23 protein-coding genes are annotated in these 24,944 nt (G+C 60.3%); 20 read left to right on the top strand and 3 right to left on the bottom strand.

Annotated features, from left to right (window positions below; translation table 11 throughout):
• Positions 1–203: 203 nt before the first annotated feature.
• The 16 genes from sicA to LQ215_RS11150 all read left to right on the top strand — a co-directional run bounded on the left by sicA (position 204) and on the right by LQ215_RS11150 (position 13,883).
• Positions 204–686 (top strand): type III secretion system translocator chaperone SicA, encoded by a 483-nt coding sequence (gene sicA / locus LQ215_RS11225; RefSeq protein WP_230149722.1) that lies wholly within the window; start codon positions 204–206, stop codon positions 684–686.
• A 2-nt stretch (positions 687–688) separates the two neighbouring features.
• Positions 689–2,461: a type III secretion system translocon subunit SctE gene (gene sctE / locus LQ215_RS11220; protein ID WP_230149720.1), complete on the top strand. Its 1,773-nt coding sequence runs from the start codon at positions 689–691 to the stop codon at positions 2,459–2,461.
• A 24-nt stretch (positions 2,462–2,485) separates the two neighbouring features.
• Complete coding sequence (locus LQ215_RS11215) at positions 2,486–3,583, top strand: cell invasion protein (protein WP_230149718.1); 1,098 nt, start codon at positions 2,486–2,488, stop codon at positions 3,581–3,583.
• Positions 3,584–3,596: 13 nt separating this feature from the next.
• A complete protein-coding gene (locus LQ215_RS11210; RefSeq protein ID WP_230149716.1) occupies positions 3,597–4,694 on the top strand; it encodes an IpaD/SipD/SspD family type III secretion system needle tip protein in 1,098 nt (365 codons plus the stop codon).
• 81 nt (positions 4,695–4,775) lie between these two features.
• Positions 4,776–5,042: a phosphopantetheine-binding protein gene (locus LQ215_RS11205; protein WP_230149714.1), complete on the top strand. Its 267-nt coding sequence runs from the start codon at positions 4,776–4,778 to the stop codon at positions 5,040–5,042.
• A 263-nt stretch (positions 5,043–5,305) separates the two neighbouring features.
• Positions 5,306–6,565 (top strand): winged helix-turn-helix domain-containing protein, encoded by a 1,260-nt coding sequence (locus tag LQ215_RS11200; RefSeq protein WP_290369104.1) that lies wholly within the window; start codon positions 5,306–5,308, stop codon positions 6,563–6,565.
• Positions 6,562–7,026: a transglycosylase SLT domain-containing protein gene (locus LQ215_RS11195; protein WP_290369103.1), complete on the top strand. Its 465-nt coding sequence runs from the start codon at positions 6,562–6,564 to the stop codon at positions 7,024–7,026. Before LQ215_RS11200 ends, LQ215_RS11195 begins: the two co-directional genes overlap by 4 nt.
• Before the next feature lie 130 nt (positions 7,027–7,156).
• On the top strand, positions 7,157–8,332 hold the full coding sequence (locus LQ215_RS11190; protein WP_230149709.1) for a PrgH/EprH family type III secretion apparatus protein: 1,176 nt from the start codon (positions 7,157–7,159) through the stop codon (positions 8,330–8,332).
• A 7-nt stretch (positions 8,333–8,339) separates the two neighbouring features.
• The gene (gene sctF / locus LQ215_RS11185; RefSeq protein WP_230149708.1) at positions 8,340–8,600 is read left to right on the top strand and encodes a type III secretion system needle filament subunit SctF; all 261 of its coding nucleotides are present in this window, start codon (positions 8,340–8,342) and stop codon (positions 8,598–8,600) included.
• 57 nt (positions 8,601–8,657) lie between these two features.
• Positions 8,658–8,966: a type III secretion system inner rod subunit SctI gene (gene sctI, locus LQ215_RS11180; RefSeq protein ID WP_230149706.1), complete on the top strand. Its 309-nt coding sequence runs from the start codon at positions 8,658–8,660 to the stop codon at positions 8,964–8,966.
• Entirely contained in the window at positions 8,963–9,685 is a 723-nt protein-coding gene (locus tag LQ215_RS11175; RefSeq protein ID WP_230149704.1) for an EscJ/YscJ/HrcJ family type III secretion inner membrane ring protein, read from the top strand. The genes sctI and LQ215_RS11175 overlap by 4 nt, the downstream gene beginning before the upstream one ends.
• The gene (locus LQ215_RS11170; RefSeq protein ID WP_230149702.1) at positions 9,672–10,238 is read left to right on the top strand and encodes a secretion system protein; all 567 of its coding nucleotides are present in this window, start codon (positions 9,672–9,674) and stop codon (positions 10,236–10,238) included. Before LQ215_RS11175 ends, LQ215_RS11170 begins: the two co-directional genes overlap by 14 nt.
• The gene (locus LQ215_RS11165) at positions 10,210–10,926 is read left to right on the top strand and encodes an oxygen-regulated invasion protein OrgB (RefSeq protein WP_230149700.1); all 717 of its coding nucleotides are present in this window, start codon (positions 10,210–10,212) and stop codon (positions 10,924–10,926) included. The genes LQ215_RS11170 and LQ215_RS11165 overlap by 29 nt, the downstream gene beginning before the upstream one ends.
• Positions 10,916–11,353 carry a hypothetical protein gene (locus LQ215_RS11160; protein WP_230149699.1) on the top strand — a complete coding sequence of 146 codons (438 nt, stop codon included), beginning with the start codon at positions 10,916–10,918 and terminating at the stop codon, positions 11,351–11,353. The genes LQ215_RS11165 and LQ215_RS11160 overlap by 11 nt, the downstream gene beginning before the upstream one ends.
• Positions 11,354–11,785: 432 nt before the next feature.
• Entirely contained in the window at positions 11,786–12,766 is a 981-nt protein-coding gene (locus tag LQ215_RS11155) for a hypothetical protein (RefSeq protein ID WP_230149697.1), read from the top strand.
• A gap of 97 nt (positions 12,767–12,863) precedes the next feature.
• Positions 12,864–13,883 (top strand): quinone-dependent dihydroorotate dehydrogenase, encoded by a 1,020-nt coding sequence (locus tag LQ215_RS11150; protein ID WP_230149695.1) that lies wholly within the window; start codon positions 12,864–12,866, stop codon positions 13,881–13,883.
• Positions 13,884–14,191: 308 nt separating this feature from the next.
• On the opposite strand, the gene rmf is transcribed toward LQ215_RS11150, so the two are convergent.
• The gene (gene rmf / locus LQ215_RS11145; RefSeq protein ID WP_003223300.1) at positions 14,192–14,407 is read right to left on the bottom strand and encodes a ribosome modulation factor; all 216 of its coding nucleotides are present in this window, start codon (positions 14,405–14,407) and stop codon (positions 14,192–14,194) included.
• A gap of 531 nt (positions 14,408–14,938) precedes the next feature.
• Between rmf and rlmKL the strand changes: the two genes are divergently transcribed.
• Together rlmKL and LQ215_RS11135 are read left to right on the top strand one after the other, a co-directional pair.
• Complete coding sequence (rlmKL, locus tag LQ215_RS11140) at positions 14,939–17,209, top strand: bifunctional 23S rRNA (guanine(2069)-N(7))-methyltransferase RlmK/23S rRNA (guanine(2445)-N(2))-methyltransferase RlmL (RefSeq protein WP_122567895.1); 2,271 nt, start codon at positions 14,939–14,941, stop codon at positions 17,207–17,209.
• Positions 17,210–17,352: 143 nt separating this feature from the next.
• Positions 17,353–19,737, top strand: a complete 2,385-nt coding sequence (locus LQ215_RS11135) for a sensor domain-containing diguanylate cyclase (protein WP_230149693.1) — start codon at positions 17,353–17,355, stop codon at positions 19,735–19,737.
• A gap of 717 nt (positions 19,738–20,454) precedes the next feature.
• Here LQ215_RS11135 and dacB read toward each other — a convergent pair.
• The gene (gene dacB, locus LQ215_RS11130) at positions 20,455–21,921 is read right to left on the bottom strand and encodes a D-alanyl-D-alanine carboxypeptidase/D-alanyl-D-alanine endopeptidase (RefSeq protein ID WP_230149691.1); all 1,467 of its coding nucleotides are present in this window, start codon (positions 21,919–21,921) and stop codon (positions 20,455–20,457) included.
• A 231-nt stretch (positions 21,922–22,152) separates the two neighbouring features.
• Between dacB and LQ215_RS11125 the strand changes: the two genes are divergently transcribed.
• Positions 22,153–22,497: a YggL family protein gene (locus tag LQ215_RS11125; protein ID WP_072407906.1), complete on the top strand. Its 345-nt coding sequence runs from the start codon at positions 22,153–22,155 to the stop codon at positions 22,495–22,497.
• Positions 22,498–22,655: 158 nt separating this feature from the next.
• On the opposite strand, the gene LQ215_RS11120 is transcribed toward LQ215_RS11125, so the two are convergent.
• Entirely contained in the window at positions 22,656–23,846 is a 1,191-nt protein-coding gene (locus LQ215_RS11120; RefSeq protein WP_046063834.1) for a benzoate/H(+) symporter BenE family transporter, read from the bottom strand.
• Between the two features lie 244 nt (positions 23,847–24,090).
• Between LQ215_RS11120 and LQ215_RS11115 the strand changes: the two genes are divergently transcribed.
• Positions 24,091–24,855: a GntR family transcriptional regulator gene (locus LQ215_RS11115; protein ID WP_230149690.1), complete on the top strand. Its 765-nt coding sequence runs from the start codon at positions 24,091–24,093 to the stop codon at positions 24,853–24,855.
• The last annotated feature ends 89 nt before the right edge of the window (positions 24,856–24,944 follow it).

Genomic DNA, 24,944 nt, shown 5'->3' with positions numbered 1-24,944 from the left:
GGCGAGAAGGGTCTCTGTGGGAGCAAGGCTTGCCCGCGATAAAGACGATGCGGTCTGCGGGGAAGCGGGGCGCCTGCATCGCGGGCAAGCCTTGCTCCCACAGATCAATCCCCTCGCATGAGCGCAATTTGGCAGCGTGCCTGCCGGCGTTTTGGCTCAATGCATCGGTCAGCGACGCTGACGTTTTTTCAGGAGTGTGGCTGATGAGTCGCGATAACAAACAAGACGAGCAGGTGGCTCTGGACGTCGTCGATGCAGTGCTCGGTGGTGCGGCGTTGAAAGACGTGCAAGGCCTCAGTGACGAGCACATGGACAGTCTCTATGCCTTCGCTTTCCAGTTCTATGAACAGGGGCGATTGGACGATGCCGAGAAGTTCTTTCACTTCCTGTGCATCTACGACTTCTACAACAGCCATTACTGGATGGGACTGGCTGCGGTGCACCAACTCAAGCAAAACCACCAAAAAGCAATCGATCTGTACGCGATCGCCTTTGCCCAGGGCAAGAACGACTATCGGCCGATGCTGTACACCGGCCAGTGTCATTTGGCCCTGGGCAAGGTCGGCAAGGCCCGGTTGTGTTTCGAATACGTGCTTGAGCAAGCCACGGAAGACGATCTGCGCGTGCAGGCCAAGGTGTATCTCGACACCCTGGCCCACATGGAACAGCAATGTTCGGAGGACTGAACATGAGTGAAATCAGAAATACCCCAAGCCCCGGATTGGAGGGGGGCATGAGTCGCAGCGAGGCTTTTGAGAAATACGGTGCGGCTGCCAGCAAGGCCGCCAGGACCGTGGATTTCCAGGAAGCCGGGCAGAAAGCGCTGGCCGACCTGATGTCAGTGAAATACGAAAGCCAAGAGGGTTCATCCGTCGCCAGCGCCGGCCGACCGTTGCTGCTTGCGCCACCGCCGCGCGCCGATGGCAACAAGCAGGAAACCGACGGTGATCTGTTCACGTTGTTGATGGCGATGATCAGTGAGCTGATCGGCGAGGTCGACGTCAAGAAGCTGACAAACCGCCTGGCGATGCTGCAGAGCATGGCCGGCGCCAAGCGGCAGGCCCTTGAGAACCTGTCGGCTGAATACACCGCGGCCGTCGAAGCCATGGCCGTAGCCGAAGGCGATGTCGGCAGCAGCCAGGAACACCTCGAACAATTGCGTGAGCGGGTCTTGCATTTCCAGGGATTGCTGGATGAAAGCGAGGCACGGCTGGCGCAGCTGGACCCCGAATCGCCCGAATACGCTCAGGAGCTGGCCCGTCGTGACCAACTCAAAAGCGAAGTGGCGAGCCATACCCAAGCCCTCAAGGTGGCGACCGATGCTCATCTGAAGTTGATCGAGGTTGCCAATACCTGCGCCAAAACCGTGAACACGGTATTGGCGCAGGTAACGGGGTCCAGCGTCCAGCGCCTTGCTACGGACAAGCAAATCGATGAAAAGGCCCTCAACAGCAGCGCGTTGGCGTTATTGAACCGTTTGAAAATCATCGAACTGCTGGGTGATTCAGCGCAGAACAAAGAGGAGCTCAACCAGGAGCTTTTCAAGGAACTGCAAGCCAGGCTGCAGGAACACATGGAGCGCGAGTCGGAAAAATACCTGGAAGAAGTCCGCAAGGCCGAGGCACTGCAAAAGACCATGGGCTGCATCGGCAAGATCATCGGGGCAATCTTGACCATTGCCACCATCGCCGCCGGTGTCTTGACTGCCAACCCGGTACTCATCGCCGTGGGGGTGGTCGGCGCGGCGGTGGCGGTTGCCGACTCGGTGATCCAGGACAAGACCGGCGTGTCGTTCATGGGCGAAGTCATGAAGCCGCTGACCACCGTCATGCAGGAAGCCATCAAGCTGTTCACCGAGCTCTACACCAAACTATTGATCGACCTGGGCGTGGATGAAGACAAGGCCAAGAAAGTCGCGCAAATCGCCGGCATGATCCAAGGCATCGTTTCGACACTGGCAGCCGTCGCGCTGGTGGCCGTGGTCGGGGTGCAGGTGATCGGGCCGATGGTCAGTGCCGTCGCCTCGAAACTGGCGTCAGTGGTCGCCCAGGCCGCGCCCGCCGCGATGCAAGCGATGAAGCAAGTGGCAAGCTCGGTCGGCAACACGCTGACCCAGATGCTCACGCAGTTACGCGGGTTCATCACCAACGGCGCCGATCCGGTACTGCTGGCGCGTTACGCCGCCAACCTGGAGATCGCCCAGGCCGTTGCCGAATTCGGCAATGTCGCGGTGCAGGGCGGGCTGCAAATCAAAAGCGGCCAGCACCAGGCCCAGGCAGCCGAGCACCTGGCCGATGTGCGGGTACGCATGGCGATCGGCGAGGAGATCAGCGCCTACCTGACTCAGGTGGTCGACAACTACGGCCAGGCGATGCAGGAGCGAACCCGCCAGGTCGAGCAATTATTTGCCGATATGCAACGCAGCCATGCTGTCAGCCTGCAAATGGTTCGGCATGTTTGAAATCACGGACAACAGGTATCTGCGATGACTTCTATTCACGTTCCAACCCTAGTCACACCCCCTGTCATGAACCACGACCTGATCGATGACGCAGGCCTGGGAGAGTCAATCAACCAGGATTCATTTTCAAAGCGCAAGCTGCTCGAGGACACGTCGAGCCTGGAGCAGATCGCTGCAAAACAAATACTTCAGAACGGCAACTTCGGCGCCCCTTCGGCTTCGGAGCTGGAAAGCCGGATCAACGCCTATCAGCCCACTGAGTCGGACCGGGAAGACTTCGATGAAGCCTTGTCCATGGTCAACGACGAAGTGCGCAACGACCTGGTTTTCGACCCAGGGGCGTGGGAGAAGCACGCCAACGTGCTGGTGGCTGCGATCATTGCCCTGAACGTCGCGCGGGTCGCCAATGCACAACTGCGCGGACACTTTAGCGTCATGGCTTCCGAGGCGAGTAAATCCCAAGGCGCAGCCATCGTCGAGTCCGGCCGCGCGGCGCTGAACAGCGCCATTACCGGGGCCGTGGTGTCCGGCGCCATCGCCGGGTTCGCCATGGTCAAGACGTTCCAGGGCCAGAAGTTGAAACATGCGGACATCGACCTGCACAAACGCAACGCCTTGGACGCCGGCAATCTGGAACGCGACCTCAAGCGGGATCGCTACCGCGATGAATGGGACCCGCAAACCACTTACAAGATCAACACCCTCGATGATTTCGGGCGCTCGACGACAGTTGACTTCAAACCCCAGGGCACGGCGCTGACGCCTCAGGAGCAGGCTTGGTTCGACGCAGAAATCCTCAAGGCCCAGAAGTTCGGCCAGACCTCCGACTGGCTAAGCCAGATGGGCAACAAGGGAATCGAAAAGAAACTGGAAATCGGCCGTGCGCTCAATGCCATGTCCATGAGCATGAGCCAAGTGGTGGCGAACGCTGTGCGCATGACCGAACACGCCGCACGCGAAAAGGAAGTACTGATGCTGAGTGCGCAAAACAGCCAGAAGAGCCTGGCCGATGAGATCGGCCAGAAAGACGCGTCCGATGCAGCGCTGCTGCAAAAAATGATGGACACCGTGATGCAGCTTCTTCAATCGCGCAGCGATGTTATTCGTGCCGTGACAGCGTAAAGGAGAGAGGTATATGGAAATCAGGCAATTTATTCATTCGCCTTTTGTATTGCTGTCGAACGGCGAGGCTATCAAGGAAGTAGAGTCGCCTGCGGACGTGGCCGCCGAGATTCAAACGGTCAATCCCCTGACGCATCTGCTCGAAAAGTCCATGAACGCAATGAATCGCAGCCTGGGCCATCTGCTCAAGGCCCCGTCAATCATTGACAAGTCACTGTCAGGCACGGACGTCGAGCATACAGCGCAGCACGTTATCGCGGAGCTTGTCGAACAGATTCACTCCAAACAAGACCGAGCGAATAAGTGGGCCCTGCAGGTGCGCCAGTGCTGTGCCGTGATGGCCAGCGGCCAGGACACAGGGCTTCAGGATGAAGGTCAGCTCCAGCAGCTCAATGATGAACAAAACAGGATCCTCCGCCTCCTCAAAGAACATCCAGAACAGGACCCGCCCCTTGAGATCGTCGAGGCTTTGGATGAGACGATAAACTCATCGGATGATTTCTTCGAAAAACTCCTCGAACTGATCAGCTTGATCAAACACGGCTACCTCGCCGGTTATGAACGCGTCATCGCGGCGTACACGGCCTTCTTTACCGACTTCAACGCGCAAATCACTGCGATGATGAAGGATTGGATCGAGGGGGCGAATGACGGCAAGGAGGTCAAGTTGGATGTGAAGGCGCTGCGCGCCGCGTTGTCTGAACTGATCGCCAAATACACCCATCCTAACGATGCCTCTGTTCTTTTTCCGGATCCGGATAAAGGTGGAACCAGTAAGGAAGAGGCCGATAAGTGGCGTGAAGCGCTGGGCCTGCCCCCGCAGTGCCTCAAGCAAAACGCCGATGGCACCTGGTGCGTCGTCATTGATACAAGCCCGCTCGAGACGATGAAAAAAGGCTTGCCACCCGAGGACACGGTGACCTGGGATACGGCTAAATTCAACGCCTGGCAAAGCGGTTTCAATGCCCAGGAGGAAAGCATGAAAAACATGTTGCAGTCTTACACGCAGAAATATTCGAACGCCAATTCGTATCATGACAATTTCAATAAGACCTTGTCGGCGCACTTGAATCAGTACGCGGATATGTTAAAGGCGATGTTGAATTTTTAAGGTCAAGGAATAGCGCTGATTCTTTAATCTGGCTTGGCGTGCAGTTTTTCACGCCTGCCAGATTTTTTATAGGAAAATAAAATGTCAGACAATCCAGTTGATCACCTGGAAAGTATTCAGGTGATCATCACGTCATTGGTGGCGGGTAATTCTCGTGGTGGTCGAGTCATTGGAGGTGGTTCGCGATTGGTCGAGGACCTGTATATCGATTCCATGAGTTTGGTCGAGCTGGTCCTGGAAGTGAATAGCGCTTTCGGTATTGAGCTGTCCGAAGATGAGGTGGCGGCCTGGAGGAGGGTGCAGGATATTTTCGATTCGGTGCTGAGGTGTACAGAGGGTGGTCCTTGATGGCCTCCGATTCAGTTGGGCAGGCGGTTTTTTAAGTTCGCTACAGTGTTTTTTCACTCTTCTTTGCGTGGTGACTTTTTATATCTTGATGTTATTGGATGAGTCCTACGGTTTTGGTTGAGGTTTCCTACGCCAATAATATTCAACACCCTACGGAATCGTCTCACGCATCTTCCTATAGTCACGCAGCTCGCCATCCCTCGCCTGTGTGCTCCACAGGCTCAATCGCGCTTCGGTAACTTTCTGTAGAGAAGTCTCAAAGTATGGACAGTGCAACTGATCAAACCCCAGTCAAGTCATTCGTTTTTGACCAGTGGCTATTGCAAAGCGATGGAACGCTGATTCGAGACGGACAAGGCGTTCATGTTCCCCCCAAAGAGCTTCACGTGCTGCGCCTGTTGTTGAAGTCGGCGGGTACGGTCGTGAGCAAGGATTATCTGCTGGATCAAGTCTGGCCTCGGATGGATGCGGCGGAGGAGTCGTTGACCCGTTGTATCTACGCGTTGCGCAAGTTGTTCAAGGAAAACAAGGGCTACATTGCGACGGTCTACGGCCAGGGATATCGATTCACCGGTTCCGCGGTCGAGCTCGATGTGCCGAGCCAGGCCAGAATGGTTGCGCCTTCGTTGGCGGTCCTGCCGTTGCGCAATCTGGACGAGATCGCGGCGCTGGATCTGCAGGACCTGATGATTCGCCAACTGACCACGGCGTTCGGCGAGGCGTTGCATGTCATTCCCTCTGGGGTGATTGCGGCCTGCGGCGAAGTGGATGATGGGCAGTCGTTGGTCGGGCGGATGTCGGCGGATTATTACTTGAGTGGGCGTTTCATCGGCGCGGGAGGGCTGCAACACTGGTCGGTCGAGTTGATCCGAGGTCGCGATCAGTCTTTGCTGCATGGGCAGACGCTGGATGCTTTTGATCCAGGGGAGGCGCTTGGCGTGTTGACATGCCTGGTTGCGCAGCACATACCCCAGTTGCGTCCGGTCGGTGAGCGCTGTGGGTCGTATGCGGTGGCGGTAGCCTATCTCAATGGCTTGTGCAGTGTGCAGCAGCACACGGTGCAAAGCCTGCGCGATGCCCTCGTGTTGTTCAGGCAGTGTGTGAAACTCGATGCCGGGTACGCGCCGCCCTGGTGTGGCTTGACCGATGTTTGGCTGGGACAGGTGCTGATGGGCCAGGGGGACCCGGAACACGCCATCGAAGAGGCGCATTCAGCGGTCTCCCATGCGCTGACGCTGGACCCCGGCAGTATCCCGGCGTTGACGCGCCTGGCGTTGCTCACCAGTTTGCGCGGCTGCGAGCAGGCGGCCCAGGTGTTGTTCCGGCGCTGCCTGTTGTCGGCCGATCAGGCTGACGTGCTGTACTTTCACGCGTGGCATCACTGGTTCTGGCGGCGTAACGAGCAGGCGGCGCATGTGATCGACCAGTGCCTGGAGCATGACCCGGGTTGTGTCCGGGCGCAGATCTTGCGGGAGCGCATTCACGAACAGCTGACTTGGATCAGCGAGAGGCGCCTGGCATGAAGCGGCGCAGGAAAACCTGGTTATGCGTGCCAGTGTGTCTTGGCCTGGGGTTTGGCATGGCCCAGGCGCACGCTTGGTGCTGGAGCAAGGCAGGGCAATTGCACGCTATCGAGCCCGAGCTGCTGCAAGCGATTGCCGATGTCGAATCCGGCATGACGCCAGGTGCAATCAACCACAACCGTAACGGCACTCGCGATATCGGACTGATGCAGATCAACAGCATTCATCTGTCGCACCTCGGTGTCGAGGGCATCACCGAACAGCGCCTACTGGATGAGCCGTGCCTGTCGGTGGAGGTCGGCGCGTCGGTGCTGGCCGGTTTTATCGCCCGCTATGGCTACAACTGGACGGCGGTCGGCGCCTACAACGTCGGTAATTCACCCTATCGGCAAGCGGCGCGACTGCGCTATGCGCGCAAAGTCTGGCAGCGCTACCAGGTGTTGATCGAGGCCCGGGAATGACGGCGCCGTGAACAAGGGCCGGCCGAGGATTCTGATCGTGTGCAGGACGCAATCGGCAGAATTGGATCAGGAATCCTGCGATTGGCTTTTCTAATCTACCCGCTCATTTGATCTTCCTGGAGTTTGGACGGTGACAGTCCCGACAGCCCAACCGCTACAGCCCTGCGTCCTGCGGATCCTCAACGGTCCGTTGCGGGGCTGTGAGTTCCCGCTCGGCGAAGGCACGACCCTGTTCGTCGTCGGGGCAGTGGAGGTGTTGGGGGACGGCGCGCGTTCTGCCAGCGTACCGACGGATGCCATTTTCGTTCCCTTGGAGGAAGGTGGTTGCAATTTCGAGGTGCTGGTCGACCAGGCCACGCCGGACGGTGTGCCGTTGCGCTTGCTCGGCGATTCGGTCGAGGTGCGTCATTGCGACTTCCAGGCCAGGGTGCAGCTCGGCGGGCTGCATGTGGCCTTGCGTACCGCGGATCAATCCTGGACGCCGGAGTGCCTCGGTCCCGCGCACGACAGGTCGTGCGACGTTGCTGAGTACAGCGGATGGCGTGTTCATTGGACCCGCTGGATTGCCGGTGCCGTGGGGCTGGCGGCGTTGATCGTCGTAATCAGCATAGGCTCGATGCCGGGGCCGGCTCCCGAAGCCGATATTCGGGCCCTGGTCACTGGCGCCAGTGCGCCGGTCCGGGTGCTGCGCGGTCGTGATGATGCGGTTTATGTCTTCGTGTCTTCCGAGCGCGATGCCGGTTGGAGCCGGCAGGTACTGACGCGTCACGCCAGCCTGAACAGCGAGGTGCTGATGCAGGACCAGGAGCGGCGCCGGCTGGAGCAGTTGCTGGTCAACCATGATCCGCAACTGGCCTGGCATTTCCTGGACCTCAAGGACCCGTCGATGCCGCGCCTGCTGCTCAGCACGCAACGCAACCTGCTCACGCCCGCCAAGCAGGCCAAGCTGCTCGATGTGCTGCTGGCCGCCGCGCCTTATGCCCGTGACGTGTTGGTGCAGATGCAGGATGACAACCTGCTGGCCGATCTGGCGCAGAACGGGTTGCAACGCCTGTCATTGGCCTACGACCGTGTCGATCATGAGAACGGTGTCACTTTTGCTATCGAAGGCAACTTGCAGGATTCCGAACTGGCCGCCGCTCGCCAGTATGTCGACCGTTTTTACCGGCAGTGGGGTGATCGCTACGTGCATTTCGCTGTCGAGCTCAAGGACGACGCGCTCAAGGGCAAGTCGTTTCAAACCGGCCCACAGGGCTATGTCAAGACGGGCTCCTCGTCTTGGTTTTTTTCCAAACAGACACAATAGGTGAGCAATGGCTGAAATCGGTTTACCCATCACATTTCCCGACGATTTTCTTGGCAGGCAAGCCGCAGCGTTCGAGGTTGGCGCACAGGACCTCAAGGTCAAACTGGATGAAGCGCTTAAAGCGCTGAAAGTGAATGCTTCTGACCCTGGGCTGCTAGCGTCCTACCAGGCCGCGTTTTCCTCCTACACGGTGTTTCGCAACGCGCAGACCAACACGATCAAGGGCTTCAAGGACATCGACATGGCGATTATCCAGGCGGCTCGCTGACACTTTCTCCTTCGGCTGGCCATCGCGTGACGATGGCCATTTTCATGAGTGCATCGTATGTCCATCCCAAGTATTTTTTCGTCGCTTATCACGCGGTCAGGCTTCGTTGAATTGCGTGGCCCGCAGGAAGGCCCGATCGTGTCCCTGGAATCGCGCTTGATCGAAGCGTTCGCCGGTTCCGCCGTCGACAGCACGCAAGACGTCTCGGCGATCAATCAGTTGCTGCAACGCCCGGATATCACCGACCCGGAAGTGCTGGCCCAGTTGCAGGAGCTGACCGGGCAGTACAACGTGGATATCAACTTGCTCAACGTGCTGGTGCGCAAAGCCGTGGGCACGGCAGAAACCCTGTTGCGTGCGTCATGAAGACGGGCGCGCTGCTGCTGTTGTTGTGCCTGGCGCTGGCGGGGTGTCGCCAGCCGAACCTGCTGGAAGGCCTGGATCAGCAGCAGGCCAATGAAGTGCTGTCGGTGCTGCAACGCAACAATATCGCGGCGGTGAAAGTCGACACCGGCAAAACCGGTTATGCGGTGAAAATCGATGCCCTCGATTTTTCCGCTGCCGTCGATCTGCTCAATCTCTATTCATTGCCTTCGCGGCCACGCCTGCAAGTGGCCGAGATGTTTCCGTCCGATTCCCTGGTGGCCTCGCCCCGTGCTGAAAAAGCCCGCTTGTATTCGGCGTTGGAGCAGCGCATCGAACAGTCCCTGAGTGTGCTCGAAGGCGTGGTGTCGGCACGGGTCCATGTCAGTTACGACCTGGATGCGGGCGAGGGCGGGCGCAAGCCGCCGCCGGTCCATCTCGCGGCGGTGGTGCTGCATGAGCGCGATGTCGAACCGCAGTTGCTGATCACCGACATCAAGCGTTTCCTCAAGAACAGTTTTGCGGCGGTGGAGTACGAGAACGTCTCGGTGGTGTTGTCCAAGCGTTCCCCGACCCAGCATGTGGCGCCGTCAGCAGTCGTCACGCCGGGGTATTCGTCGGGGCCGTGGTGGTGGGCGGCGATCGGCGCGGTGCTGTTGGCCGGTGGCGGCGCTTGGGCCTACCGCCAGTCAAGCGCGGGGCGGCGTGATGTCGGACCTTGAGTGCCTGGAGCACATCCTCGCCGAGCCTTTGGGGTACCTGCACCCCCAGCGTCTGCTCGTACCGGCAGGATTCGAAGGGCCCGAGGCTCGCACTGTGCTCAACCGGATTGTGCTCGAGGGGCTGGGCCTGCAAGACCCGTGGCCTGCGACGCCGCTTAGCGGCGTGGCGAAACAATGGGTTCGCCATTGGCGGCAGTTGCCCTATATCGCCGTGTTGATGGGCGCCTATCGCTTGATGCCCGACCTGGCGCGAGGCGCGGCGCTGCTGTGCTTGCCCGTATCGGTCCGGCGGTTTGCCAGCTTCAACCTGGGGCCGCGAGGTGGGCTGCCGATCGAAGGCGCGCCGGTTTCAATGGCGCAGGTCCAAGCAGCAGGCCTCAATGCGTTGTGGAGCTGGAGCGAGCACGTTCCTGCTCTTTTGCTCGAGCGCCTGTGCTTGCAGTTCTGCGAGCCGGTCGTTCACCTGCACCGGCAATGGCCCGTGGCGAAACCTGATTCAACCCTGTTTTTTTTGGCGGTGCAGCATGCTCGACTCCATTCGAACCCTGACTGACTTGCCCGCTGGGGACGATGTGCGCGTGGCTCGCGAAGACATCGCTGCCGCGCGCCGTCGTCACCGCTTACAGCGGGAGGCCCAACGCCGTGCGCGCGAGTGTGTCGAGCAGGCCCAGCGCGATGTCGAGGCGGTGCATGCGCAGGCGTTTCAACAGGGCTACGCCGAAGGCGTCCTGCGAGCGAGCGAGCATCTGGCCGACGGCTTGCTGAAGTCACAAGCCCTGGGGCTGCAATTGCGCAACGATCTGGCCCGGGCCGCACGCGATCTGCTCGCACAAGCCTTGAGTCACCCGCAATGGCTGGATGAAATGCTGGAGCGCTGGCTGGCGAGGCAATCGGGCGACTCGGGCGACTCGGGCGCGATCCTGCACCTGTTGTTGCCAGTGCATTGTCGCCCGCGCGGCCATGCCTTGCGCGAACGCCTGCGCACGCGCTGGTCCGGCGAGCTGATGCTGGAATATCACCCGCAAGAGCGCTATGTGCTGCGGCTGGCGGATCAACTGTTGGAATTGGACGTTGAAAACACTCGGGAACGACTGGAATCCCGGTTATTGGCGAGTATCGCCCACCTACCGGCGGCGGTTCGTTCCCTCGACCAGGCATCGATGCAGGCGCTGAAGGACTTGTGTTCGAGCTTCGCCGGTCCCACGCCAATCGATTCTACGAAGGCCCACGATGAAGATTGAACCCATGAGCGGTTCCAGCCCGCTGGATCGCGGCACGAACGCGTCGATCGAAACGCTCGAATCGCGGCTATTGGCTGCCCATGAGCAAGCCCCCGGCAACCAGCGCGCGGATCCTGAGTTCGAGCACTTGTATCAATTGCTGCTGGCCATGGAGGGCCAAGGGGAGAAGGTGATTTATGAGTTTCTGCGCGCACTGCGGGGGCCCGATGGAACAACGGTGGCGTACCCCACCGCCCAGGCCTTGATGGCAATCACGCTGCAGGTTTTGGTTCGTTTGAAAGACGAAGGCCTGGAAAAGTCGCTGCTTTATAAAGAAGTCAGCGGTGCCAATGGCCTGGCGTTCTCGATGGATCTGTTTACCAAGAGCCTTATACGGGATGTGTTCATGCCCACGGAAGATGAGGCGTGGGAGAAGAGTGAGTGGTGACAATCGCTCCGAGCAGTTAACGGCAAACAACAAAGGGAAATAACCATGAGAATTGAGGGAGGAAATAACAATTTCGCTGCTTCTCAGCGGCATGAAAGCGTTGCGGCTCTACACACCTCGGCCAGGTACTCACTTACGCTTGATCCCACGAAGTTGAGCGTTGAGGGCTCTACTGTGGAGACGTTAGGAACGCCCCGGCGAATAGCGGCGGGTTTTGAGCGATTAAGTGGTGCGATAGAGCCTTCTTTGCAGGGATTGTCGAACGATTTGGGTGAGCAAGATCAAGAGACCAAGAGCCAAGTTGATCGCTACATCCAAACGGGTGAGAGGCCCCCCAGCTCTAAAGAACACGAGATATTCATCTTGATAAATGAAGGGGCCGCGGACACCGGAAGTAGGGAAGGTCGATTGAAGGCTGTGATCGAGGCTGGCATGGAACTGCTCGATGCCGCCAAGGGGCCGGGACTCAATCTGCTGAACGTCGTCGGGCGTACGGGGCTGATCATTGTGCTGGCGACCCTTTTGCGTGAATACGTGGCCTCTCTCGTCGAACACGCGATTCGCGAAGGCGATACACCCGAGGCTACTCAGGCGTGGGCGACCGTCGCGCTGGCAATGACGGGCCCTGCGCTGACCCTGATAGGGGCCATCCGCAGGGAGTGCGTAGGGGAGGCGACCTGGCGTTCGAGGGTGTCGTGTATCTTCATGGCGAGCGCGGTGATGGGAAGTACGATCATGGCATGTCTCTCGGGCGCGGCCTCGAAGCTATTTCCTGCAATGACCGGCGGAGTTGTCTATATCGCGGCCAGAGCCGCGGCTGAAGCCTTCTTCCCTTTGACAGACAATTCAGGGGACGCGAATTACGCGACAACCGGGGTTACCGCTGTGGTTCATGGCGCCGTCTTCGGTATGCTGAGGGAGCTCAATAGCGTTCTGCCGTTGAGTGGTCCCGCCAGGGCGGCCGCAGAGTTGGGTTACGATTTCGGGGCGGACGCTATTCAAGCCGGGCTCAATGGCCTGGGGATGGTAGTCGACACGACTGTCTCGATTCTCTGCAAAAGTTGGCAGGTGCTATCACCCACGCGAGGACTGGATTCGGTATTTTCTGATCCGGATTCTTTGCAGCAAATGGTCTTGGAGGTGCGAGCTGGCGTTCAACGACCCACTGGTGCCCAATTGGCGGACGCTCTGACTCTTGGGGGGCTGCGTCTCTCGTTTGGTCACGCTGTCAACCTGGTCGGGGGCGCGGTAGCGTTATGGTTAAGTGAGTCCGAAATGGGCGACGATACTCAAAGTCATATTATCAATGGCTGCCTCGCCATGATGATGGCGCTTCTTTACTTCCCACTCATCTTTGGCAACTTGAAACGCACTGACCACACTTATACTGTGAATGAAACGGCCGTTCCTTGATCCAAGCCGAGGAGCCGGCAACCACCGGTTGCTCGCTCCCATCCCGCTACCCCGCTATAATCCGCGCCTCATTTCTTCGAACGAGTCAAACCCACCCATGTACACCCTGGCCCGTGAGCTGTTGTTCAAACTTTCCCCGGAAACCTCCCACGATCTGTCCCTGGACCTGATCGGCGCGGGTGGACGTTTGGGCCTCAACGGTTTGTTGTGCAAGGCCCCGGCGAAATTGCCGGTGACGGTCATGGGCCTGGAGTTTCCCAACCCGGTCGGGTTGGCGGCGGGCCTGGACAAGAATGGCGCGGCCATCGACGGGTTCGCCCAGTTGGGTTTCGGTTTCGTGGAAATCGGCACCGTCACCCCTCGACCGCAGCCGGGCAACCCCAAGCCACGGCTTTTCCGCCTGCCGCAAGCCGAGGCGATCATCAACCGCATGGGGTTCAACAACCTGGGCGTCGATCATCTGCTGGCCCGTGTGGCCGCGGCCAAGTACAAGGGCGTGCTGGGCATCAACATCGGCAAGAATTTCGACACGCCGGTGGAGCGCGCCGTCGACGACTACCTGATCTGCCTGGACAAGGTCTACGCCCACGCCAGCTACGTGACCGTCAACGTCAGCTCCCCCAACACCCCGGGGCTGCGCAGCCTGCAATTCGGTGATTCGCTCAAGCAACTGCTGGCCGACCTGGCCCGGCGTCGCGCAGAACTGGCGTTGATTCACGGCCGACACGTGCCGCTGGCAATCAAGATCGCCCCGGACATGACCGACGAAGAAACCACCCAGGTGGCCCAGGCGCTGATCGACACGGGCATGGACGCGGTGATCGCCACCAACACGACGCTGGGGCGCGAAGGGGTCGAAGGGCTGGAATACGGTGACGAGGCGGGCGGCTTGTCTGGCGCGCCCGTGCGTGACAAGAGCACCCACACCGTGAAGGTGCTGGCCGCTGAACTGGCGGGGCGCTTGCCGATCATCGCCGCGGGCGGGATTACCGAAGGCCGCCACGCCGCCGAGAAGATCACCGCAGGGGCGAGCCTGGTGCAGATTTATTCGGGCTTTATCTACAAGGGGCCGGCGTTGATTCGTGAATCGGTGGATGCCATTGCGGCGTTGGGGTGATTCAGGCGCGGTCAGCTCTATGGTGGCAAGCAGGTTTTTTGTGGGAGTAAACCTTGGTGGGAGCAAAGCTTGCTCGCGATGCAGGCGCCTCGGTTCCAGGTAGACCGCGTTGTCTTCATCGCGGGCAAGCCTTGCTCCCACAGGGGCTTGCCACAACAGTGTTTGCAGCCCAAGTTCATGAAACCCAGGCATTAAAAAGGGCTCCTCGAAGGAGCCCCCTGGGCCGTAGCCCGCCGTCCGGATGGGACGTGCGTGGTTAAATCGATATGGGTATCAAATTGTCGAGTTCTTGAGTATTAAGCCCTGTGTCAGCCGACGGCGTGAAGTTCGTTGAGTCTATGGATACCCGCAGTGCCGGTCATACCGTCCCAGTTGTCGCCGCGTCCTTCTCGCCAGCCATTGATCCAGGCTTGGCGTACTGACGGTAGAGTAAAGGGGCAAAGCTCACGGGATTTACCACCAACGCCATATTGGTAACCACGTAAAAATGCTCTTTCCAACGGATCACGCTTAAGTCTTCTCATAGGGTGTTGCCCTCACTTGTTGACTGTTACTTAGCGTCGACCTCTATCGAGGCCGGGGCAGAATCATTCTGCCGTTGGTGGCTCGTTGCCGGCGTGACGAGCCGAGGTGTTGACGCCGTTGCGACGTCAACCTGTGTTGAGTTCTAACCAAAGCGTCACATGGATGGAATGATCGTTTTGTCATAAGCACGTAACAATAAAGATGTTGGGGCGATAAGTAACTTGATGTTCGGTGACCGCTTTTGAGCAAGACCCCTGTATGATCGGCCCTGCGCCAAACAGGGCGGCCTTCCTTCGAATGAGAATGTCCTCCCGTTGCACTCGGGTACTATTCGACGAAAGGGTCGAGTTTTCACAATTTGTTGCACAGAATTTTTTATCTGCCTTCGCATCTAAGCTCTTTTAACCTGAGCGGCGAGGGTGGCACGGCACACTTTCGTGCCACGCGGGTGCTCTTGAGAAAAGCACCTGATTGAACCCGGCCCGGCAATGCGTTGCCCGGTCCACTTAGCCAAAGGCTCTGGAAATCCCATGTCCGATCGTTTCGAACTCTTCCTCACGTGTCCCAAGGGCCTCGAAGGCCTGCTCATCGAGGAAGCCGTCGGGCTTGGCCTTGAAGAGGCGCGCGAGCACACCTCGGCCGTACGCGGCATGGCCGACATGGAAACGGCATATCGCCTGTGCCTGTGGTCGCGCCTGGCCAACCGCGTGCTGCTGGTGCTCAAGCGCTTCCCGATGAAGGACGCCGAAGACCTCTATCACGGCGTGCTGGATGTCGACTGGCAAGACCACATGCTGGCCGATGGCACCCTGGCCGTAGAGTTCAGCGGCCACGGCTCGGGCATCGACAACACTCATTTCGGCGCCTTGAAAGTCAAGGACGCCATCGTCGACAAGCTGCGCACGCCATCGGGCGAGCGGCCGTCCATCGACAAGCTCAACCCGGACCTGCGCATCCACCTGCGCCTGGACCGCGGCGAAGCGATCCTCTCCCTCGACCTCTCCGGCCACAGCCTGCACCAGCGCGGTTATCGCCTGCAGCAAGGTGCCGCGCCGCTGAAGGAAAACCTCGCCGCCGCGATCCTGATCCGCGCCGGTTGGCCGCGTATTGCCGCTGAAGGCGGGGCGCTGGCCGACCCAATGTGCGGTGTCGGCACGTTCCTGGTGGAAGCCGGCATGATCGCCGCCGACATGGCGCCGAACCTGCGTCGTCAGCAGTGGGGCTTCACCGCCTGGCTCGGCCACGTGCCGGCGTTGTGGAAGAAACTCCACGAAGAGGCCAGTGAACGCGCCGCCGCCGGCCTGGCCAAGCCACCGTTGTGGATTCGCGGCTACGAAGCCGACCCACGGCTGATCCAGCCGGGGCGCAACAACGTCGAACGTGCAGGCTTGAGCGAGTGGATCAAGATCTATCAAGGCGAAGTCGCCACCTTCGAGCCGCGTCCAGACCAGAACCAGAAGGGCCTGGTGATCTGCAACCCACCGTACGGCGAGCGCCTGGGTGATGAAGCCAGCCTGCTTTACCTCTACCAGAACCTTGGCGAGCGCCTGCGCCAGGCCTGCCTGAACTGGGAGGCGGCGGTGTTCACCGGCGCGCCGGACCTGGGCAAGCGCATGGGCATTCGCAGCCACAAGCAGTATTCGTTCTGGAACGGCGCCTTGCCGTGCAAGTTGCTGCTGATCAAGGTATTGCCGGATCAGTTCGTCACGGGTGAGCGTCGCACCCCGGAACAGCGTCAGGCCGAGCGTGAACAGGCCGCCTACGATCAAGCCCCGGAAGTACCGCAAGAGCGCCAGTACAACAAGAATGGCAACCCGATCAAGCCGGCACCGGCACCGGCCCCTGTGGTCGAGCAGGCACGGTTGAGCGAAGGCGGACAGATGTTCGCCAATCGCCTGCAAAAAAACCTCAAGCTGCTGAGTAAGTGGGCCAAGCGTGAAGGCGTTGACTGTTATCGGGTCTACGATGCCGACATGCCGGAATATTCCATGGCCATCGACCTGTACCACGACTGGGTGCACGTCCAGGAATACGTCGCGCCCAAGTCCATCGACCCGGAAAAAGCCTCGGCCCGGCTGTTCGATGCCCTGGCGGCGATTCCCCAGGCGCTGAACGTGGACAAGAGCCGCGTGGTGATCAAGCGTCGCGAGCGCCAGAGCGGCACCAAGCAGTACGAGCGCCAGAGCGCCCAAGGCAAGTTCACCGAGGTCAACGAAGGTGGCGTGAAGCTGCTGGTCAACCTCACCGACTACCTGGACACCGGGCTGTTTCTCGACCATCGGCCGATGCGCCTGCGGATCCAGAAAGAGGCGGCCGGCAAGCGTTTCCTCAACCTGTTCTGCTACACCGCGACCGCCAGCGTCCATGCCGCCAAGGGTGGTGCCCGGAGCACCACCAGTGTCGACTTGTCGAAGACTTACCTGGACTGGGCGCGGCGCAACCTGTCGCTCAATGGTTTTTCCGACAAGAACCGCCTGGAGCAGGGCGATGTGATGGCTTGGCTTGAAGCCAGCCGTGACGAGTACGACCTGATCTTCATCGACCCGCCGACCTTCTCCAACTCCAAGCGCATGGAAGGCGTGTTCGATGTGCAGCGCGACCATGTGCAGTTGCTGGACCTGGCCATGGCGCGCCTGGCGCCGGGCGGCGTGCTGTATTTCTCCAACAACTTCCGCAAGTTCCAGCTCGAGGACAACCTCGGCGAGCGCTACGCGGTAGAAGAAATCACCGCCAAGACCATTGATCCGGATTTCGCCCGCAACGGCAAGATCCACCGCGCCTGGAAGATCATGGCGCGTTGACTCGCAGCTGATTGGATCCACGAAGCCTTGTAATACAAGGCTTCTGGCCTATTTTAAGGGCTGGTCAAAGTGATGGCGAATAGCTATAAATTAGGCTGTGTCCAGGGCTGTGCCTATGCCTGGCTCCTTTCTGAGTTGTATTTATGGCATTGCATCAGGTGCGCCCCAGGATCCTGGGCTTTATCAGCGAAGACGTTTCGGCCTGGCTGGTGGCTTCGCTGGTCCTGCTGGCCGGAACGGTCCTGACCGGCGTGCTGACCTGGGCGATGATGAACCTGTTCAATCAGCAATTGCGCCAGCGCTTCGAGCTGCAAGCCGAGGAGCGTTTCAGCCGCATCGAAGAGCACTTCCAGGACCAGGAGCAACGCCTCGACAGCCTCAGGCGCTTCTTTGCCAACTCCGAAGGGGTCTCCAACCCTGAATTTCGTGGTTACGCCGACGCGCTATTGCGCCGTACCCGAGCTTTCGCCTGGGCGCCCAGGGTGCTGCGCGACGAACGGCAATCGTTCGAACAACAAGCGCAGGGCGAAGGGGCCACTCATTTCACGATCCGCGAGGCAGACGGCAACGGGGGCCTGCGCCAGGCCGCCGAACGGGACGAATATGCGCCGATGCTCTACATCCAGAGCCAGGCTTCCTTTGGGGCGCCGTTGGGCCTGGATCTGCTTTCCGAACCGTTGCCTCGTGCCGCGCTTGAGCGGGCCCGCCAGCGTGGCGCGGTGGTGGCTTCGCAGCCATTGGAGCTGATGGGCACCGACCCGGTGTTTGCCCGCGGGGTCCTGCTGGTTGCGCCGGTCATCCGGGAATCGGCCAGCGAACCGTTCGGGTACGTGGTGGCGGCCATCAGCATGCGGCAACTGGCGGGTGATGGGCTGCCGGCGGCCGCTCACGACAATCTCTCGATGCGTGTCATGGACCTGTCTACCGAAAACGCGGAGGAGGCCCTGTTCGAATCCCACAACCGACAGGGCCACGGCGATTTGTCGGCGACCCGCCTGCTGCGCCTGGCCGATCGCGATTACCGGATAGAGCTGCGGCCCAGCCGGGTTTTCCTGTCCACCAATCATTCTTCGGTCACCAGCATGGTGATACTCGGCGGTTTGCTCAGCCTGCTGCTCAGCGCCTTGCTCTATGTGCTGGTCAGCCAGCGGCAGCGGGCCCTGAAACTGGTGGAACTACGCACCCGTGAATTGCACGCCCGGGAGCAGGAGCTGCGCGGTACCCACGGACAGCTGCGCGGTGTGCTGGATGCCGCGACCCAGGTTGCGATCATCGCCACGGATTTGCGTGGCGTCATCACCACCTTCAACGCCGGTGCCGAACAAATGCTCGGCTACCCGAGCTGCGAAGTGCTGCAAAGCATGACCCTGGAGAGCTTGCATGTGCCGCGCGAGCTCCAGGCCCGGGCCGCCCAGCTTGGCGCGCGTTTTGGCAAACCGATTCCCAGCTGCCACGCGATGCTGCTCGAGGGCGGCGAGCAGGGCGGGCAACAGGCGCGGGAGTGGACTTTGGTGCGCCGCGATGGGAGCCACCTGACCGTGAACATGCTCGCCACACCGATGCTCGATGACCAGGGATTGTGGGTCGGACACCTGGCGATCTGCATCGACATCACCGAGCGCAAGCGTGTCCACGAAGCATTGGCCGCCCGTGACCTGTTGCTGAAAAAGCTCAGCGCCCACGTGCCTGGGGGGATCTATCAGTTCAGAATGGATTTCAATGGTCGCTTCAGCGTGATCTATGCCAGCGACGGCATTCGCGACATCTATGAATTGGAACCTGATGTGCTGGTGCAGAACGCCGAGGCAATTTTCTCGCGCATTCATCCGTTGGACAGCACGCGGGTGCGCGCTTCGATTCGCGCTTCGGCCCACACCTTGAGCCCGTGGCGGGAAGAGTACCGGGTGCAATTGCCCTTGCGCGGCCTGCGCTGGGTACGCGGCGAGGCCACGCCCGAGGAACTGCCCGGCGGCGGGGTGTTGTGGCACGGCTATATCTCGGATATTTCCGACCTCAAGCGGGTGGAAGAAGAACTGCGGGCCCTGTCGGTGACCGACGTCCTGACCGGTATTCGCAACCGTCGCTATTTCCAGGACCGCCTGACTTCGGAGATGGCTCGGGTCGAGCGCGGTTCCGGGGGGCTGGCGGTCATCATGCTCGACATCGACCACTTCAAGCGCATCAACGACCAGCATGGCCACGCCGTGGGCGACCGGGTGTTGCAGGCTGTCTGCCAGCGCGTCGCCCAACGCTTGCGGCGCACCGATGTGTTCTGCCGGCTGGGTGGAGAAGAGTTCGTGGTGCTGTGTCCGGACACCGACAGCGACAGCGCCTACACCTTGGCATTGGAGCTGTGGGAAGGCTTGCGGGCGGCGCCCATCGAGGGTGTGGGGTTTGTCACCGCCAGCTTTGGTATCGCCACCTGGCGCGCCGGAGAGGGTGCCGATGCGTTGCTGCTAAGGGCTGACTCGGGCGTGTATGCGGCCAAGCAGGCCGGGCGGGATCGGGTTGAGGTGCAGCTGGGTTAGCCATTTTTGACTGGGGCTGGGGCGAAGGGTGTGGGAGCGGGCTTGCTCGCGAAGGCGGGGTGTCAGCCGACGCAATGCTTGAATGTTACACCGCATTCGCGAGCAAGCTCGCTCCCACAGTTGATCTTCAGTGGGCACACCATTCGTGTTCGACACAAATCCCCTGTGGGAGCGCAATGCTGTTCACTTAAGGCTGTGGATCTTCAGGGTAGGTGTATATATCCGTTGCTGCGGTCACGGCCACTTAGGGTTCCGCCCTGACGGCGGCTCACTTTTGAAGAGCCCGGAAGCCGGCCCAGTCAAAAGTAAGCAAAACGCTTTTACCCCACCACTTGGTGCCTCGCTTAGGCTCGGCATGCCCTCACTCCGGCATTGCTCCGTGGGCCCGCCGGAGTGAGGGTATGCCGAGCCTAAGCGAGGCACCGAGTGTTGGGGCAGGAGCGTTTTGCTTACTTTTGTGCTTTTCAAAAGTGAGCCGCCGTCAGGGCGGAACCCTAAGCCGCCGTTACCGCAGCAACGGATATGTACTCAATCCAACCCAACCCAACCCCAAAGAAAACAGCGCTCCCCCCCCTCGGAAAAGCACCGCTTCCTTAAGTGAACAGCATTGCCTGTGGGAGCGAGCTTGCTCGCGATAGCGATATGTCATTCAGCATCGATATCTGCTGACCTACCGAATCGCGAGCAGGCTCGCTCCCACATTGGGTTTGTGCTGGATTAGAGCGCCGAAGCCGTCTGCGGCAGTTTCGGCTGGCGATACAGGTCCAGCAGCACCTGGTCCAGCACCGACGAAGCGCCCCAAGGCTTCGGATCGTTGAGAATCGCCACCACCGCCCAGGTATTGCCATTGATGTCCCGGCTGTAGCCAGCGATGGCGCGAACGGTGTTCAGGGTGCCGGTCTTGACGTGGGCTTCGCCGGCCATGGCGGTGGTCTTCAGGCGTTTGCGCATGGTGCCGTCAGTGCCGGCAATCGGCATCGAACTGATGAACTCGGCCGAGTACGGGCTGCGCCAGGCGGCTTGCAGCATGGCCGCCATTTCCCGGGCGCTGACCCGTTCGGCCCGGGACAGGCCGGAACCATTCTCCATCACCAGGTGCGGCGCGGTGATGCCTTTCTTGGCCAACCACTGGCGCACCACCCGTTGCGCGGCCTTGGCGTCATCACCGTCGGCTTCGTTACGGAACTGCGCGCCGAGGCTCAGGAACAACTGCTGGGCCATGGTGTTGTTACTGTATTTGTTGATGTCGCGGATGATCTCCGCCAGGTCCGGGGAGAAGGCCCGGGCCAGCACCTTGGCGTTGCTCGGGGTCGCGGCCAGGCGGTCCTTGCCCTGGATGCTGCCGCCCAGTTCCTTCCAGATCGCCCGCACGGCGCCGGCGGTGTAGGTGGCATGGTCCAGCAACGACAGGTAGGTCTGGGAGCTGCAACCGTCCCCGAGCTGGCCGCCGACGGTCACCGTCACGCTGCCGTCCGGCTGGGCCACCGGGTTGTAGCGCACGCCGCCGGCGCATTGCTTGGAGTTGACCGCCTTGACCTGGTTTTCGATGCGAATGCTGGCAATCGGCGGTTCCACCGACACCAGCACCCGGCCACCGTCATTGCGGGCGACGAAGCGCAGGGCCTTGAGGTTGACCAGCAGCGAGTCGGGCTTGACCAGGAACGGTTTGTTTTCGTCGTTGCCGTCGTCGTTGAACTCGGGCAGTTGCGGCTGGATGAAGAAGCCGCGGTCCAGTATCAGGTCGCCGGTCACCTGCTGCACGCCGTTGGCCCGCAGGTCGCGCATCAGCAGCCAGAGTTTTTCCATGTTCAGCTTGGGATCGCCGCCGCCCTTGAGGTAAAGGTTGCCGTTGAGGATCCCGCCGTTGAGGGTGCCGTCGGTGTAGAACTCGGTTTTCCACTGGTGATTGGGGCCGAGCATTTCCAGGGCCGCGTAGGTGGTCACCAGTTTCATGGTGGAAGCGGGGTTAACCGAAACGTCGGCGTTGTGCAGGGTCGGGGTGCCGGGGCCGTTGAGCGGCACCATCACCAGGGACAGCGCGTCGTCCTGCAATTTGCTGGCCTTGAGGGCCTTTTGCACATTGGGCGACAGGGCAGTGTTGATCGTGGCGGCATGGCTGGTGACAGGGAGGGCCAGGGGAAGAAGAAAGCCGGCCAGAAGCAGTGGACGCAAAGATTTGATCATTTGAAATAAAACCCTACAGGCGAGGGGGAAAAGACGAGGACATGAAAATGAACGTCCTCAACGGTCATGAAAGTGTCGGCATTATGCCCCAAGCCGCAACGGCTTGGGCCCTGCCTGAGCCCTTCGGCTGCGATTTTTTACCGACGGTAGGCCGATCCGCCCGATCAGTCGGGCAATCGACGCACCAAACTGGTAAAGTGCCGGCCGTTATTACTTATGAGGATTGTTCCAATGGCGACTAACCGTTCCCAGCGTCTGCGCAAAAAACTGTGCGTGGATGAATTTCAAGAGCTGGGTTTCGAACTGAACCTGGATTTCAAAGAAGATCTGGCCGATGAGGCTATTGACGCTTTCCTCGACGCTTTCCTGAAAGAAGCCATGGAAGCCAACGGCCTGGGCTACGTCGGCGGCGACGACTACGGTCTGGTTTGCCTGCAGAAGCGTGGCTCGGTCACCGAAGAGCAGCGCGCTGCCGTTGAAGCCTGGCTCAAGGCACGTCCTGAGCTGACCAGCGTTGAAGTCAGCCCGCTGATGGACGTCTGGTACCCGGAAAAGCCGATCAATCCGGTCGCTTGATGGTCAGAAACCGGCAGCCCTTTCGGGCGCCGGTTTTTTTGTGCCTGTCTGTCGGGTAGCTGTTGCCCTTCAGGCCGCTATCGCGAGCAAGCTCGCTCCCACAGTGGTGATGTGAACGACACGCATCCCCTGTGGGAGCGAGCTTGCTCGCGATGCTTTCAATCGTTGCTCCAGTTCAGGATCAGCAAGGTCAACACCCCCGCCACAATCCCCCAGAACGCCGAACCGATGGAGAACAGCGTCAGCCCCGACGCCGTGACCATGAAGGTGATCAACGCCGCTTCCCGCTCCTTCACTTCGCTCATGGCGATGCTCAAGCCATTGATGATCGACCCGAACAGCGCCAAGGCCGCGATGGACAGCACCAGTTCCTTGGGCAGCGCCGCGAACAACGCCGCCAGCGTCGCGCCGAACACCCCGGCAATCCCGTAGAAAATCCCGCACCAGACCGCCGCCGTGTAGCGCTTGTTGCGATCTTCGTGGGCGTGGGGGCCGGTGCAGATGGCCGCGCTGATGGCCGCCAGGTTGATGCCATGGGAGCCGAACGGTGCCAGCAACAGCGAAGCGATGCCGGTGCTGGTGATCAGCGGCGAGGCCGGCACGTTGTAGCCGTCGGCCCGCAGCACGGCGATGCCGGGCATGTTCTGCGAGGTCATCGCCACCACGAACAGCGGAATGCCGATGCTGATGGTGGCCGCCAGGGAAAAGTGCGGCGTGGTCCAGACCGGCGTCGCGACTTCCAGGGCAAAGCCGCTGAAGTCCAACAGCCCCAGCAGGCCCGACAGCGCCGTACCGATCAACAGTGCCGCCAGTACCGCGTAGCGGGGCGACAGGCGCTTGACGATCAGGTAGGTGAAAAACATCCCCAGCACCAGCCCGGTGCGATGCTGGGTGGCGACGAAGATCTCGCTGCCGATCTTGAACAGGATCCCCGCCAGCAACGCCGCCGCCAGCGAGGCAGGAATACGTTTGACCAGGCGCTCGAAACTGCCGGTCAGGCCGCAGATCGTCACCAAAACGGCACAGGTGATATAGGCGCCGATGGCCTCGCCGTAACTCACGCCGCCCAGGCTGGTGATCAGCAGCGCCGCGCCGGGTGTCGACCAGGCGATGGTGATCGGCGTGCGATAGCGCAGCGACAACCCGATGGAACACACCGCCATGCCGATGGAAATCGCCCAGATCCACGAGGAAATCTGCCCGCTGGTCAGCCCGGCTGCCTGCCCGGCCTGGAACATCAGCACCAGGGAACTGGTGTAGCCGGTCATCATCGCGATGAACCCGGCGACAATGGCCGAAGGCGAGGTGTCGGCCAATGGACGAAGTGGCGTGGTCGTGACTTCGGTCATGGTGGGCGGTGGTCCTTGTTGTAGATTGGCTGGGCTCGATCGCGCCGCAGGCTTTGGGTTTAAAGCCTAAACTCAACGCAGTAGCCGATTGCAATACAGCCATGCCCGCAAACAGCCGTACAGTCGTGTTGCCATCAGAGGTTGTGTACAATCGAGCTGTATTTTACGCGATACTTGCCAGCGACCCGCTGTGCCGTATTACAGTCACGGTCAATTCGCCGCAGTTCTCCCGACTCGAGTGCCCATGAACGAACAGTTGCAACCCCTCAAGAAACAACCGCGAACCGGTAAGGCCGGTCGCAGCGGAACCCAGGACGATATTGTCTATGCGCATATCTTCGAGGCCATCCTCGAACAACGCCTGGCGCCCGGTACAAAGTTGAGCGAAGAGGCACTGGGGGAGATTTTCGGGGTCAGCCGCACGATCATTCGCCGGGCGCTGTCACGCCTGGCCCACGAAGGCGTGGTGTTGCTGCGGCCCAATCGCGGTGCGGTGGTGGCGAGCCCGAGTGTCGAAGAGGCACGCCAGGTGTTCATGGCCCGGCGCCTGGTGGAAAGGGCGATCACCGAACTGGCGGTGCAGCATGCCACGGCGGAGCAATTGGCTGAGCTGCGGCAGATGGTCAGCGACGAGCGCGACAGTTTCTCCCGTGGCGACCGCGGCGCCGGCATCCGCTTGTCGGGAGAGTTCCACCTCAAGCTGGCCGAAGCGGCGAAGAATGCCCCGCTGATCAGCTTCCAGCGCAGCCTGGTATCCCAGACGTCGCTGATCATCGCCCAATACGAAAGCGGCAACCGTTCCCACTGTTCCTATGACGAGCACACCCAGTTGATCGACGCCATCGAGGCGCGCGATGCCACGCTGGCGGTGGACCTGATGATGCATCACATGGACCACATCGACAGCAAGCTCAACCTCGATGAAGAAAGCGCGTCGGATGATTTGCATGCGGTGTTTTCGCATTTGTTGCAGAGCAAGAAGCCGGGGCGGTCGACCGCTAAGCTTTGATGGGTTGAATCAGTCATACCGTCAATCGCGAGCAAGCTCGCTCCCACAGTGGATTTGTGTTGTTCACATAACCCTTGTGGGAGCGAGCT

The sequence above is a fragment of the Pseudomonas brassicacearum genome, assembly GCF_918698105.1.
In the GTDB taxonomy this organism is placed as follows: domain Bacteria; phylum Pseudomonadota; class Gammaproteobacteria; order Pseudomonadales; family Pseudomonadaceae; genus Aquipseudomonas; species Aquipseudomonas brassicacearum_F.
This window is presented reverse-complemented; position numbering and strand designations above follow the sequence as displayed.

Excerpts from the sequence above, each read along its gene's own strand:
- LQ215_RS11200 (WP_290369104.1), top strand. The coding sequence starts at position 5,306 with ATGGACAGTGCAACTGATCAAACCCCAGTCAAGTCATTCGTTTTTGAC.
- LQ215_RS11120 (WP_046063834.1), bottom strand. The coding sequence starts at position 23,846 with ATGACCGAAGTCACGACCACGCCACTTCGTCCATTGGCCGACACCTCG.
- sctE (WP_230149720.1), top strand. The coding sequence starts at position 689 with ATGAGTGAAATCAGAAATACCCCAAGCCCCGGATTGGAGGGGGGCATG.
- LQ215_RS11170 (WP_230149702.1), top strand. The coding sequence starts at position 9,672 with ATGTCGGACCTTGAGTGCCTGGAGCACATCCTCGCCGAGCCTTTGGGG.
- rmf (WP_003223300.1), bottom strand. The coding sequence starts at position 14,407 with ATGAGAAGACTTAAGCGTGATCCGTTGGAAAGAGCATTTTTACGTGGT.
- LQ215_RS11125 (WP_072407906.1), top strand. The coding sequence starts at position 22,153 with ATGGCGACTAACCGTTCCCAGCGTCTGCGCAAAAAACTGTGCGTGGAT.
- LQ215_RS11150 (WP_230149695.1), top strand. The coding sequence starts at position 12,864 with ATGTACACCCTGGCCCGTGAGCTGTTGTTCAAACTTTCCCCGGAAACC.
- LQ215_RS11205 (WP_230149714.1), top strand. The coding sequence starts at position 4,776 with ATGTCAGACAATCCAGTTGATCACCTGGAAAGTATTCAGGTGATCATC.
- rlmKL (WP_122567895.1), top strand. The coding sequence starts at position 14,939 with ATGTCCGATCGTTTCGAACTCTTCCTCACGTGTCCCAAGGGCCTCGAA.
- sctI (WP_230149706.1), top strand. The coding sequence starts at position 8,658 with ATGTCCATCCCAAGTATTTTTTCGTCGCTTATCACGCGGTCAGGCTTC.
- LQ215_RS11115 (WP_230149690.1), top strand. The coding sequence starts at position 24,091 with ATGAACGAACAGTTGCAACCCCTCAAGAAACAACCGCGAACCGGTAAG.
- LQ215_RS11135 (WP_230149693.1), top strand. The coding sequence starts at position 17,353 with ATGGCATTGCATCAGGTGCGCCCCAGGATCCTGGGCTTTATCAGCGAA.
- LQ215_RS11155 (WP_230149697.1), top strand. The coding sequence starts at position 11,786 with ATGGAACTGCTCGATGCCGCCAAGGGGCCGGGACTCAATCTGCTGAAC.
- LQ215_RS11195 (WP_290369103.1), top strand. The coding sequence starts at position 6,562 with ATGAAGCGGCGCAGGAAAACCTGGTTATGCGTGCCAGTGTGTCTTGGC.
- LQ215_RS11165 (WP_230149700.1), top strand. The coding sequence starts at position 10,210 with ATGCTCGACTCCATTCGAACCCTGACTGACTTGCCCGCTGGGGACGAT.
- sicA (WP_230149722.1), top strand. The coding sequence starts at position 204 with ATGAGTCGCGATAACAAACAAGACGAGCAGGTGGCTCTGGACGTCGTC.
- LQ215_RS11210 (WP_230149716.1), top strand. The coding sequence starts at position 3,597 with ATGGAAATCAGGCAATTTATTCATTCGCCTTTTGTATTGCTGTCGAAC.
- LQ215_RS11175 (WP_230149704.1), top strand. The coding sequence starts at position 8,963 with ATGAAGACGGGCGCGCTGCTGCTGTTGTTGTGCCTGGCGCTGGCGGGG.
- dacB (WP_230149691.1), bottom strand. The coding sequence starts at position 21,921 with ATGATCAAATCTTTGCGTCCACTGCTTCTGGCCGGCTTTCTTCTTCCC.
- LQ215_RS11160 (WP_230149699.1), top strand. The coding sequence starts at position 10,916 with ATGAAGATTGAACCCATGAGCGGTTCCAGCCCGCTGGATCGCGGCACG.
- LQ215_RS11215 (WP_230149718.1), top strand. The coding sequence starts at position 2,486 with ATGACTTCTATTCACGTTCCAACCCTAGTCACACCCCCTGTCATGAAC.
- sctF (WP_230149708.1), top strand. The coding sequence starts at position 8,340 with ATGGCTGAAATCGGTTTACCCATCACATTTCCCGACGATTTTCTTGGC.